This window comes from Acinetobacter sp. WC-141, from assembly GCF_000313935.1.
Classification (GTDB): Bacteria; Pseudomonadota; Gammaproteobacteria; order Pseudomonadales; family Moraxellaceae; genus Acinetobacter.
In genome coordinates this window covers 1-12,764 of sequence record NZ_AMSS01000091.1, presented here as the reverse complement: position 1 = coordinate 12,764, position 12,764 = coordinate 1, and the positions used below count along the sequence as shown (strand labels likewise).

The window sequence follows — 12,764 nt, the reverse complement described above, 5'->3', positions numbered from 1 at the left end:
GACATCACAGAAGCCATGAGCTTTCCCTGAGATGTGGAAAGGTCAAACTGCAAACCTGTTTGTGCCACCAGAGATACCCCGAAATGCCCAAGATCTTGTAATGACTGTACGAGATCCACGGTGCTTCTGCCCCAGCGTGTCAATTCCGTCACCAAGATGGCATCGATTTCACGAGATTGCGCCATGGTCATCAAGTATTTTCTTTGCAATCTCTCATCCTTACTGCCTGATGCAGTTTCTTTCCAAACACCGACAACATCGTAGCCGCAACGATTGGCGTAGGCACGTAGGTCATATTCCTGTCGTTCGCAGGACTGATCGTTCGTTGATACTCGGCAATAAATGGCCGCATTCTGTCCCAATTGAACCTCCTTGCGAAATTGCAGCGCAAAGCTAAGCGTGGCGGTACAAAATAATGTACCTTTAATAGTTTAGTTTATTTGGGACTAATGAGCCATGCCGCGCCATTCTATTTTGTCGTCCACGGAATTGGGAAGCCTGTTCGAAATTCCAGATGATAGAGCTTTTATGCTTCAGCATTACACTCTGAGTGATTCTGATAAATCCATAGTCCATCAACATCGAGGGGCATCCAACAAGCTAGGCTTTGCAATTCAACTTTGCTACATGCGTTACCCTGGAGTGATATTGGGTATTAACGACGAACCATTCAAACCCTTACTTTTCATGATGGCTGCTCAACTTAGTATATCAGTGGACTGCTGGAATGATTATGGTCAGCGCGAGCAAACAAGACGAGAACATATTGCCGAATTGAAAAAAGTTTTTGGGTTCAAACTATTCACCTTGAGTGACTATCGGCAATCGGTCAATATGATGGTGGATTTGTCCCTTCAGACAGATAAAGGTCTTATTTTAGCCACAACTCTCGTTGAAAATTTACGACAAAAATCAGTCCTTTTGCCAGCTATAAATGCAATTGATAGTATTTGCGCAGAAGCAATCACATCTGCCAACCGCATAATTTATACTGCTTTGACGAGCTCACTTTCAGAAACTCATCGTCAAAATATAGATGCTTTGCTGAACCGTAAAGAGGGCAGCAAACTGACAATATTGGGGTGGCTTAGACAGTCACCAGCTAAACCAAACTCAAAGTACATGCTTGAGCACATTGAGCGGCTGAAGTGCTTACAAGCCATCGATCTACCTGAAGACATTGGAAAACACGTTCATCAAAATCGCTTACTGAAAATTGCTCGCGAAGGTGGGCAAATGACTCCTGCTGATTTGGCCAGATTTGAATCTCAACGTCGATATGCCACTTTGGTAGCAATCGTTGTGGAGAGTATGGCCACGATCACCGACGAAATTATTGACCTGCATGATCGCATTATTGGAAAGCTATTTGCTATCGCAAAAAATAAACACCAGCAACAATTTCAATCATCAGGTAAAGCGATCAACGACAAAGTGCGTTTGTATGGGCTTATCGGGAAAGCCTTGCTAGATGCCAAGCAAAATGGCAGTGATCCGTTTGCCGCCATCGAAACTGTTATTTCATGGGATGCTTTTGCAGCAAGTATTACTGAGGCAGAAAAACTGGCGCAACCCGAAGACTTTGATTTTTTACCACGAATTGGCGAGAGCTATGCAACTTTACGCCGTTACGCGCCAGAACTTCTTGCCATACTTAAATTGCGTGCTGCCCCAGCAGCAAAAGATATGCTTGCCGCTGTAGAGTTGCTCCGCAGCATGAATGTTGATAATACACGAAAAATCCCCTCTAATGCTCCAATAGCGTTTATCAAAAAACGGTGGGCAAGACTAGTCTTTACCGATGATGGTATTGATCGCCGCTATTACGAAATATGTGTGTTATCTGAACTTAAAAACTCGCTACGGGCTGGGGATCTCTGGGTACAAGGCTCTCGCCAATTCAAAGACTTCGATGAGTATTTAGTGACTGCTGATAAATTTAATCAGCTAAAACAGTCCAATGAGTTACCTCTAACCATTACTACTGATTGTGATCTATATTTGCAAAGTCGCCTTTCACTATTGGAGCAGAAATTAGCAATCATTAATCGCATGGCAGCGACCAACGATTTGCCTGATGCGATGATCAATCAATCTGGTCTAAAAATAACACCTCTCGATGCCGTGGCTCCTGATACAGCCCAAACTTTAATTGACCAAACAGCAATGCTGTTACCACATATCAAGATCACCGAATTATTAATGGAGGTCGATGAATGGACAGGCTTTACTCGACACTTCACTCATTTGAAAACGGATGACACTGCGAAGGATAAAGCGTTATTGCTCACGACCATACTGGCTGATGCAATTAATTTAGGGCTGACGAAAATGGCCGAATCATGTCCTGGTACAACTTATGCCAAACTCTCATGGCTACAGGCTTGGCATATCCGTGATGAAACTTATTCAACGGCATTGGCCGAATTGGTGAATGCTCAATTGAAACAACCTTTCGCTGAAAACTGGGGAGATGGCACTACCTCCTCATCAGATGGCCAACGCTTCCGCGCAGGTGGCAGAGCTGAAAGTACAGGACATATCAATCCAAAATATGGCGCAGAGCCTGGAAGGTTATTTTATACACACATTTCTGATCAATACGCACCATTTAGCAGTAAGCTGATCAATGTGGGCGTTCGTGATTCAACCTATGTTCTTGATGGGCTGCTGTATCACGAGTCTGATTTACGCATCGAGGAACACTACACCGATACGGCTGGATTCACCGACCATGTTTTTGCACTCATGCACATGCTAGGGTTTCGATTTGCACCACGAATTCGTGATCTGGGCGATACGAAACTCTATATTCCAAAGTCAGACATAGACTATGCCGCACTTAAACCCATGATTGGCGGCACACTGAATATCAAACAGATTCGTACTCATTGGGACGATATTTTGCGTCTGGCCGCATCAATCAAGCAAGGGACTGTCACAGCGTCGCTAATGCTACGTAAACTCGGTAGTTATCCACGACAGAATGGTTTGGCATTGGCATTACGAGAGCTGGGGCGTATTGAGCGCACACTGTTTATCTTGGATTGGTTGCAAAGCGTAGAACTACGCCGTCGGGTTCAAGCTGGATTAAATAAAGGTGAAGCCCGTAATGCATTAGCGCGCGCCGTTTTCTTTTATCGATTGGGTGAGATTCGAGATCGAAGCTTTGAGCAACAGCGTTATCGAGCCAGTGGCTTGAATCTAGTGACCGCCGCCATTGTATTGTGGAACACGGTTTATTTAGAGAGAGCGACTAACGCCCTACGAGGGCATGGTCGCACAGTCGATGATACCTTGCTGCAATATCTGTCACCGCTGGGGTGGGAGCACATCAATTTAACTGGGGATTATCTATGGCGAAGCAAAGCCAAGATAGGTGGTGGAAAATTTAGGCCATTGCGCGCAATTGAAAAACCTTAGCGTGCTATATTTTCCGTTTCCTGAGACGACCCCTACAAGGGCCGTAAGCCGTCACTGACTCCTGAACAAGTGGCTCTGCTGCATCAACGTCTTGAATCTGGCGACTACAAAACCAAGCGAGCATTGGCGAAGGAGTTTGGGATTTCTGCGCCAACGCTGTATCGGTATCAGTAGTAGTTCCAGCTATTTGATATTATTTGTCTATCTATTGAAAATTTTTCTGAGTAAAACAGGGTCGGCATCCTGAACTGAGCTTGCTCCAATTTTATTTGCTGCTAACCGTAAACAGGAATCGACCGATACAAACCAACTTGCCATCAAGTAGTAACTGAACCGATACTGTCGTAATGCGCCGACCCGCACGAACAATACTGGGGACTGCCTGTAACGTACCTATAAATGCTGGCCGCAGGTAATCAAAGGTCATCGTGGAGCATAAGGGCAGCTCATTATCACCACGCTGACGGGCAAGATAGGCGGCGGCGGCCACTTCACCAAAACTCGCGAGAATGCCGCCATGAAACGTGCCAATCATCGGGTTGCCGATATGCGAATCACGAAAGTCCATAAAGTACTGTATTTCTCCATGTTGCATTTCCTCACGAAAACCTAGAAAATCGACAAAAGGCTCGTCACACAATTTTAGTGGGGGTGTTTCCGCGCTCATCTGATTTACTATACTCATATCACTCGCCTCGCGCTTCATTGCTGTCAAAAGAGGGTCCCATCGTGCCGATTGCGAAAGAACCAGTGACAGTAGCCAGTAGCTCACCACTGTCTTCTGCAACCGCTCGGCCCGTGATAAAGGCCACCGTATCGGTTCTACCAATGCAATCCACTATCGCCTTTAAACCTACCGCAGAGGGAATACGTCGCAAAAAATCGACACGCAAATCAATAGTGGCAATCGGCTCTAACGACCGCAATGACGAAAAAATAGATAAGCCGCAAGTCGTATCCAGCAGCGTCACCAAAGCCCCTCGATGCAGTGAGCCTTTACGGTCAGAGAGTTGCTCAGAGAAGGGCATCGTCATCTCGGCATGACCATCGCTCACTGCACCAACACTAATATTGAACATATTGAATAAAGGGTGATTAGTACCAAAAAACGCCTTAGCCATGGTCAGGTGTGCCGTGTTATTACTGTCCATTTTTGAACTCCCGCCATTGCTGGCTGATTTTATTGCGAAAAAATTAGCGGCACGTCTCAAAGTGCAAGGGCGGCATCTGTATAATTACGTTCGGCCTGCATCACCGCCACAATGGCCTCTTCAATGGCGGCATATGGAAAGTTTGTGCTTTCCGAGGCAGACTTCAAACACATGGCTAATGCCGTCCATGCTTTTTCGCAAGCCCTCATTAACAGGGGCAGTCGATATTGCTGTACACTTGCGTCATAGTGAACCGCTTCATCAAGGAATTCAGCGTACATTTTGCGGAAGCCGCCGCCACCTGTGCCACGCTTTTCAATAATTTGGTAGGCAAATCGGGTCGTCCAGTGCCAATCGCCTGTGGCTCCCCAACGACTCAGTTCGGCCAGCCATGTTTCCAGTGCCGATATGCCACTCACAGCTAATGACTTGGCGTTGTCATGGATGACACCGGTAATCATCTCGGGGGTAATTTCGCCTTGAAACGCGGTGGGCGTGAACATATTGCCATAGTGAATAAATGGGGGCTGTGTAGAAAAACGTGCGCGGGTCAGTGCCTCTCGCGTCACCGACAAAACACTCGGACGCTCGGTATCGGTGACAAATACCGCACCTGTCTCTGGATTTCTCGACCAAGCGGCTATGGCGTGACCGGGAAAGTGCGTGCTGCTGTTGAAGTAAGGTAAATAAAAAATATCCGTCAGCAACAGGGTGGGGTGACCCGCATCCAAACATTTCTCCAGCGCGGTGGCTGCCGATTCGGGTGACTCGAAGGTTTGCCACTCAAAGGGTATACCGATACTTTCAAATACGCGCGCTTCAAACCCCAAAGACCGCACATGCACTAAAAATGGCACAGGGGCGTCAGCCATTTCCAAATAGGTCACGCCAAGCCCTGAGCCTAATCCAAAGCACATGGCCTCGGAAATATTCAGCCCATTAAACTCGAGCAAATCACGAATTGCGGAGCTGCCACAATGCCTCCCGATGGCGTGCGTGATACGGGATGGAGTCTTATAGTTGGTCACAGGTTTTTTGCCTCTTCGTGAAAATCTGGATTAAGGATGCCTCTTGTCATCATCTGCCATATCGCATCCGCGATCTGTTCAAGATTGTACTTACCATTTTCTTTATACCAAGTGGCAGCCCAGTTTATTGCTCCTAGCCCAATCAGTCTTAACAGATCTGCATCCACATCGTTTCGGATACAACCATAAGACTGCAGATCATCAAGAATTGTCTGCCAATATCGCTCGTATCTGTCTCTCTCAGCAATAATCTGCTCACGTGCGACTCCATGTACCGAGCGCCACTCAAACAACAACACATAAACCATATCGTCACCCGACATAAGGATATCGACATGTGTCTGCAGTGCCGATTGCATTTTTTTGAGTGGATCTTGAATCGCGGAAGTCGCCTCAACAATCCTGTAAATAGTTCTCTCAATAGCAAGCCGCATCATATCAACCAAAATATCGTCTTTACTACGATAGCGGTAATGCAGACTGCCTGGAAGAATACCACAAGCACTGGCAATTTCTCGCACACTGGTACGCTCAAAACCCTTTTCTCGAAACAGCTTGGCAGAAGCGGCTAATACTCTCTCGCGGTCAGCAACTTCGACTCGCGTAGATTCACTACTCAACATAGTTTGACTCATAACATTATATCAATAAGACAGGTTACTCGACTTGGTCAAGTCGAGTCGAGTCTTTCACGGTCTCTCCTGATCTATACAGCTTTTGCAATGGGGACATTAAAAACAATTCGTGACGCTTCCATAGGGTCTTGATGCTTATCATATTCAGCCAGCCAAGAATTAACCTTTTCTGGGATTTCGGTGTCGCTAGGATGGAAACCTGGCTTAAACCAGTCCAGATAGCGTGGAATAAGTCTGGTAATCAGGCCACGTGGTCCATAGAGGCGATAAAATCCCTTAGCAAGCACCAATGGCTGACCTTGTAGTTTGTCAATTTTCAACATATGCCAAAGAACTGAGCCAACCACCGCATGTACCAGTAGCGTTCCGATAATCAAAGCAGATGCGCGGGTGAAATACCCCCCACCTGCCGCTGTTTCGTAAACATCAAAGGCTACTGTTTTGTGTTCGACTTCTTCTACCCCATGCCACATGAACATGGCACGCATTGCGGGATGAGCATTCTTGAACATCTCACCCTCACCCTCCATAGCACCCTCGCCTAGTACAGCAGTAATATGTTCAAAGGCAGCTGTCATGGCCAACAGATACTTGGCGGGCAGGTGTTTTTGGGAGAGCCGAATAAATAATTTGAATCTTGCGATGACCTTTTCGACATGAATGCCTTGCGACTGCATCACCGCATTATACTGGTCATGCACAATGCCATGTTGCGCTTCTTGGCGAAAAAAGTTTTTGATATCTTCTCTCAGTTTAGGATCTGTGACCAGATCCTGATAGTTACGCACCGACTGAATAAAAAAACGCTCTCCATCGGGGAAGTGAATAGAAAGTGCATCAAAGAAGCGTGTTAACACCGGGTCACCGTCGTTCCAAAAAACTGGAACATCACTTAAATCAAACCGCGGCTTACGTGGCTGGATATTGATCATATGAGTCATGGCGAGAGTTTCCTTGTAAAGGCATCGAATGTCTGTAAACCTGCTATCACATTTGACCTTGAGCAATATTTTTCACCTTGGTCAGGCACAGCAAATATCACACAAGAATTCAACGGGTATTGGTCAAATGACCAAATGCATATTTTGAATATATATTGGTCGATTGACCAAATGTCAAGCCTGTCCTCAAAATTTGATAGAATGAGTTAACAACGCAGCAGGTGAGCCAGATCATCTTTGACATCGAATATAGCTACCAGACCTTTTGGCAGAGGTGTTTTTTTAATGTTAGTTTTTTTACATTAGAGTGTGTTGACGTTTGAAAATATTGATTGCAAATTGGAGGCAGACTCAGAGAATTAAAGCTCTCCCCATCCGAGTCCACCATGCCACGCTTTATGCTGAACGACCAACATTGAGCAAAGATTTCTCCTATGCTCAAGCAACAGGACATTGATCACAAACCAAATTTACGGCTCACCGTAGAAGCCATGCTCTACAGAATGTGGGTGAAATGTCCATGGCTAGACCTACCTCCTGACTGAGTTTGGTCAGCAGCCTAATCTCTACAAAAGATACAACGACTGGTCAGCAAAAGGTTTTTTCCAAAGCATACTCAGGGTTTTATCTACTGACTCTGATATAGAGTAGGGGTTATGGATAGCAATTACGTCAAGGCACATCAACATAATGCACGTGCTGCAACTCACGATCAGGAGGCGATTGGCTTAAGTCGAGGTAGCAAGACAAGTAAGATCCATCTTGCCGTAGATGGGTATGGATTACCCATCGTGTTTGCGATCACGGGTGGTGAATTACACAAAGCCAAAGCTGCACCTGACTTGCTCTCACAGGTATCTATCGATGCCATTCTGATTAACATCTGAATCAGCGTAATGCAAATCTAGCCTGATGTAGTTTTAAGCTACCCCATCAACGCCTGTACCGCAATCGACTCATCCGCCAACCGCAGTGGATCGACCGCCGTACCAGCCGTGATCAGCTTTTTGCTTAGCATAAACTCCTGCGGACGATTCACACAATCCGCCGCAATCAGGCGACCCGCCTGCAAATAAAACGCTGCAAAGCTACGCCTTTGCTGCACATCACCCCGAATCACGATCTGATCATACCCCTGACTGAGTCCCGCAATCTGCAACTTTAGATCATACTGATCTGACCAAAACCAAGGCAAACTCTTCGAGGTCCGCTGTAAGCCACACAAGGTCGCCGAGGCAATTTTGGCCTGTTCATTGGCGTTTGGTACCGACTCCAAGCGCATCCGCCGCTGATAAATCGGATTAAACGCATTGGCACAATCCCCGATGGCCACAATCTCTGGCGCACTGGTACGGCAATACTCATCAATCACAATACCATTGTCCACCTGCAAGCCCGCGTCCAGCGCCAACTCGATATTCGGTACAACCCCGACCCCGATGATCACCAGATCTGCATCGAACATCGAACCATCGGCACACAGCACCGCTTGCGCCCGCCCCTCACCCGTGATCGCCGTGACCGACACACCGGTATGAATCGTCACACCCTGTTCGCGATGAATCCGCGTATAAAAGTCCGACACTTCCGGTGCAGTTACCCGCTGCAAAATCCGCTCGGCGGCTTCCAAGACCACCACCTGCATGCCCTGCTCGGTCAATGCGGCGGCTGTTTCAAGACCGATATAGCCACCACCGATCACCACTGCTTTGCCGTTGGGTTGTACAAATGGCTGGATAGCCTGTACATCGCTGATATTTCTAAGATAATGCACACCTGCCAAATCAGACCCAGCCAGCGACACCGTCCTGACTCGTGCACCGGTACACAGCGCCAACTGGTCATACGCAAGCGTACTGCCATCTTGTAGTGTCACGCTGCGCGCTGCCCGATCAATCGCAACCACCCGCCCGTGCCGAAATTCGATCTGATTTTTTTGATAAAAAGCGGCTGGCCGAATCAATAACTCATCGACCAGTTGTGCACCGCATAAAAAGGTCTTGGACAACGGCGGTCGATGATACGGCAAATACGGCTCATCGCCGATCACCACAATCTCGCCCTGCCAGCCATCTGGCCGCAGACTTGCCGCCAACTGCGCCGCAGCATGACTTGCGCCAATGATGACGATTGTTTGCATATGAATTCACTCAGTTCATGGTTGATGCACAGCATCAATTGTTGCCGACGACAGTTGCAAAATGCCTCTGTCGCCTATTTTGATACCTACGCTTTGGCAGTCAGTTTGACCATCATCTTGGCATAGCCGCGCACAAAGTTAGACTGCACCAACTCTGGCTCACCCAATACCTCAATATTGTCGAAGCGAAGCAATAACTCCTCCCACAGAATCCGCAACTGCATCTCGGCCAAGCGATTGCCCATACAGCGATGCACACCAAAGCCAAATGACAAATGATTGCGTGCACCTTTACGATCAATCAAAAACGCATCTGGCTGTTCAATCACCCGCTCGTCACGATTGCCCGAGGCATACCACATTAAGATCTTGTCGCCCTTACGGATGGTTTGGCCGTGCATCTCGATGTCTTGCTTGGCGATGCGACGCATATACGCCAGTGGGGTCTGCCAGCGAATGATCTCGGACACCATATTTGGAATCAGGCTCGGTTGGTTTTTCAGTTTGACAAACTGCTCAGGAAACAGGTTCAGCGCATATACCCCGCCGGTCATGGAGTTCCGCGTGGTGTCATTCCCACCGACAATCAGCAAGGCCAAATTGCCCAAAAACTCCATCGGACGGTGAATCAAATCCTTGGTATCGTCATTGCTCAGCATTAAGCTAATCAAATCAAATCCCATCGGCTCACCTGCCGCTTGCTGAGCCGCCTTGGCATGCCACAGCGCGGCAAACTGCTTGGCCATATCAGCGGCGGCATTAAAAAGCACATCGTTGTCGCTAATCTCACCGCCCGTGGCTTCTGCGCTGCCCGCCAACGTATCAGACCAGTACACCAGCTTGTGCCGCTGTTCATACGGAAAATCTAACAAGGTCGCCAGCATGCGTGCGGTGATTTCTTTGGACACCCGCTCCACCCAATCAAACGGCGTATCGAGCGGCAAATCATCCAAAATCTCTTGTACCCGACTGCGGATCAGCCCTTCCATTTCTTTTAAATTTTTCGGTGCGACCACACCTTGTACCGCTTGACGCTGCACATCGTGCTTAGGCGGATCCATTGCAATAAACATTTCCACATCCAGTCCGGCGGGCGGCTTGCCAATCACAATCACCGGTTCCGCCGAAAACAGCTCGTGGGATTTGTCCACGAACACAATATCGTCATAACGGGTAATCGACCAAAATGCACCGAATGGACTGCTTTTTTGGTAATGAACAGGACGCTCGTCGCGTAGCCGCTTAAAGTATGACTGCCATTGATGCTGTCGATATAAAAACGGATTGCTCATATCGATGTCTTCGAGCTTGAGCGTGGCAACATCGGGGATTGGCTTTTCTACAAAATCAGGGAACGGTTGCGCCTGTGTCACCCGTTGCTTGACCTTTTGGAACACCTGCATGCCTTTCACTTGTAAATGCATGGGTATCGGCAGCAGGGCTGAAATTTGGTTTAGTGTGGCTTGCATGTTTTTCATGATTCATTCCTCAATGATGATGCTTAACAGCTGTTGAAATCTGCCGTCACTACATTTGAAACTCAGGCAAATGCACCACCATGCCATCCATTGCATCGGACAATTGAATCTGGCACGCCAAACGAGACGACGCCGTACCTTCTGGTACCATCTCTAGCATGCGCGCCTCTTCGTCATTGGGCTGTCCTGTCGCCGCCAGCCAAGCACCGTCAACGATCATATGACAGGTTCCACAAGCACATTCGCCACCGCAATCTCCATCAATGCCGGATACGCCGTGATCGATAGCCAGTTGCATCAGCGACTTGCCCGCTTCGATGTCAAGTACGGTGGCGGTACCGTCATACTCGATCAATGTAATTTGACCCATTATTACTACTCCTGTGTGGTATACGGTTGCTGGTGACGCCGATGAAAATAGCCATCCCTCTTTACTCATAATAGACATGTATCCATACTGCTTACAGGTCTCTTGTTGACAATATAGGGTCATTAAAAGACGATTATGGCGCTGTAGCCCCATCGTCGATTGCATTTTTCTAGTCGATGTTCTTTCATACTGGTCTGTTATTGAGGTGTTTGAGCCATGTTGCATCCAAGTCTGCTGACTGGTCTCGCCAGTACAAGTGAATCTGCTAATATCCCCTGTAGCTATACCCGTCTGATTGGCCGAGAGCTGGACTTGCAGGCGCGTGACCTACCTAAACTATTAAAATTCACCACGCTGACCGCTGAACAACTGATGCGTGACGACACGATGATCACGGCCAGCCAACAGATTCAAATCTTACAAAATAGCTTGGAGTTGTCCGCATCCGATCAGTTTGGCTTGCGTTTAGGGCAGCGGCTCACGCCGTCAACACATGGCTCGATGGGCTTTTTAATCAATAGCAGCCCGAACTTATTGGCCGTGTTACAAGCGTTTCAAACTTTTTTGCCGACCCGTATGAGTTTGATTAGGCTCGAAACACACACCAATGCTGAGTGGACGACCTGCTTGATTTTCTTTGAGCAGACCTTGAGTCATGCAGTACATCGGCTACTGTCCGAAACTGTTGCGGTGATTTTTTCGGAATGTGCCGAATTTATTGTTGGACGACCGCTGACCGAGGCGGTGATTCAGTTTAGCCATCCCGCCCCCGATCATCATGCCTGTTACGCGGATTATCTTGCCGGTACCTATCAGTTTGATCAGCCACAACTGTCGATCCGAGTGCCGACCGAGTTGTGCTTGATTGCCAATGCATCCGCGCAGCACGATAGCTATCTGCTGGCGATGCAACAATGCGAAATGATCCTCAACCGGCTCAAGACCCAACAACACAGCACCACCTACCAAGTGCAAAAAGCCATGCTGTCCTATCCGCTCGGGCAACTGAGTGAAGAGGATCTGGCTGCAGCCTTGTTTATGAATAAGCGTACGCTGGCCAGACGTCTGGTCAAAGAGAACACGAGTTACCGGCTGATTCGAGATCGGATTTTATCTGAGAAAGCCAGTAGTTATTTACATGACCCTCAAATATCGGTCGAGGCAATTGCCAGCTTACTGAATTACCACGACTCTGCTAATTTTCGGCGCGCGTTTAAACGCTGGTTTGGTGTATCACCAAGTGCTTATCGGCGAAAAATCACCCATCGGCAAGAAGAAAATGACCTGAGAGAATGAGGTTGTTCGTATGATTGTTAATACGTTGAAACATCAATACGCCCTAGAAAAATACCTTAAAACGCTATGTCAGAGATGGCAATCATATGGCAGCCCTCCACTTCCAATCCGATAACCTCAACTCAACCCAACGCTTGCAACCCGCTGTGAACTCTGTAGAGGTTTTAATTCCCATTGCAGCCCATCCACCGTCAATGTCTTCAGTTAGGGGTCGTCTCAGGAAACGGAAAATATAGCACGCTAAGGATTTTCACTCCGACTTCTTTTAACGATATCCAACACGGTATTTTTGCTTAGATTGA

Annotated in this window: 12 protein-coding genes and 1 pseudogene; 4 read left to right on the top strand and 9 right to left on the bottom strand. The window is 47.6% G+C overall.

What is annotated here, in order from left to right:
- On the bottom strand, window positions 1–362 hold a 362-nt coding region (locus ACINWC141_RS19105; protein ID WP_004726713.1), incomplete at its 3' end, for a recombinase family protein.
- Window positions 363–456: 94 nt separating this feature from the next.
- Between ACINWC141_RS19105 and ACINWC141_RS19100 the strand changes: the two genes are divergently transcribed.
- A complete protein-coding gene (locus ACINWC141_RS19100; protein WP_004726714.1) occupies window positions 457–3,423 on the top strand; it encodes a Tn3-like element ISAcsp1 family transposase in 2,967 nt (988 codons plus the stop codon).
- 51 nt (window positions 3,424–3,474) lie between these two features.
- Window positions 3,475–3,597: pseudogene (locus ACINWC141_RS19970) on the top strand (helix-turn-helix domain-containing protein); the annotation flags it as partial.
- Between the two features lie 91 nt (window positions 3,598–3,688).
- Here ACINWC141_RS19970 and ACINWC141_RS19095 read toward each other — a convergent pair.
- From ACINWC141_RS19095 to ACINWC141_RS19075, 5 genes are all read right to left on the bottom strand, one after another.
- Window positions 3,689–4,108, bottom strand: coding sequence for a PaaI family thioesterase (locus ACINWC141_RS19095; protein ID WP_000029507.1), 420 nt, complete (start codon window positions 4,106–4,108; stop codon window positions 3,689–3,691).
- A gap of 1 nt (window position 4,109) precedes the next feature.
- Window positions 4,110–4,574, bottom strand: coding sequence for a PaaI family thioesterase (locus ACINWC141_RS19090; RefSeq protein ID WP_000378064.1), 465 nt, complete (start codon window positions 4,572–4,574; stop codon window positions 4,110–4,112).
- Between the two features lie 56 nt (window positions 4,575–4,630).
- A complete protein-coding gene (locus ACINWC141_RS19085; protein ID WP_000186299.1) occupies window positions 4,631–5,602 on the bottom strand; it encodes a BtrH N-terminal domain-containing protein in 972 nt (323 codons plus the stop codon).
- Window positions 5,599–6,225, bottom strand: a complete 627-nt coding sequence (locus tag ACINWC141_RS19080) for a TetR/AcrR family transcriptional regulator (RefSeq protein ID WP_000952904.1) — start codon at window positions 6,223–6,225, stop codon at window positions 5,599–5,601. Before ACINWC141_RS19080 ends, ACINWC141_RS19085 begins: the two co-directional genes overlap by 4 nt.
- Window positions 6,226–6,308: 83 nt before the next feature.
- Window positions 6,309–7,178 (bottom strand): metal-dependent hydrolase, encoded by an 870-nt coding sequence (locus tag ACINWC141_RS19075; protein ID WP_000149466.1) that lies wholly within the window; start codon window positions 7,176–7,178, stop codon window positions 6,309–6,311.
- 656 nt (window positions 7,179–7,834) lie between these two features.
- Here ACINWC141_RS19075 and ACINWC141_RS19065 point away from each other — a divergent pair.
- Window positions 7,835–8,065 carry an IS5 family transposase gene (locus ACINWC141_RS19065; RefSeq protein WP_004656998.1) on the top strand — a complete coding sequence of 77 codons (231 nt, stop codon included), beginning with the start codon at window positions 7,835–7,837 and terminating at the stop codon, window positions 8,063–8,065.
- Window positions 8,066–8,103: 38 nt separating this feature from the next.
- Here ACINWC141_RS19065 and ACINWC141_RS19060 read toward each other — a convergent pair whose 3' ends face one another.
- The 3 genes from ACINWC141_RS19060 to ACINWC141_RS19050 form a co-directional block, all read right to left on the bottom strand.
- Complete coding sequence (locus tag ACINWC141_RS19060) at window positions 8,104–9,318, bottom strand: NAD(P)/FAD-dependent oxidoreductase (protein WP_001193555.1); 1,215 nt, start codon at window positions 9,316–9,318, stop codon at window positions 8,104–8,106.
- Between the two features lie 86 nt (window positions 9,319–9,404).
- Window positions 9,405–10,787 (bottom strand): cytochrome P450, encoded by a 1,383-nt coding sequence (locus ACINWC141_RS19055; RefSeq protein ID WP_009516417.1) that lies wholly within the window; start codon window positions 10,785–10,787, stop codon window positions 9,405–9,407.
- Window positions 10,788–10,845: 58 nt separating this feature from the next.
- A complete protein-coding gene (locus ACINWC141_RS19050; protein WP_034679237.1) occupies window positions 10,846–11,166 on the bottom strand; it encodes a 2Fe-2S iron-sulfur cluster-binding protein in 321 nt (106 codons plus the stop codon).
- A 216-nt stretch (window positions 11,167–11,382) separates the two neighbouring features.
- Here ACINWC141_RS19050 and cypR point away from each other — a divergent pair, with 216 nt between their 5' ends.
- Window positions 11,383–12,462, top strand: coding sequence for a transcriptional regulator CypR (gene cypR, locus ACINWC141_RS19045; RefSeq protein ID WP_004658508.1), 1,080 nt, complete (start codon window positions 11,383–11,385; stop codon window positions 12,460–12,462).
- The last annotated feature ends 302 nt before the right edge of the window (window positions 12,463–12,764 follow it).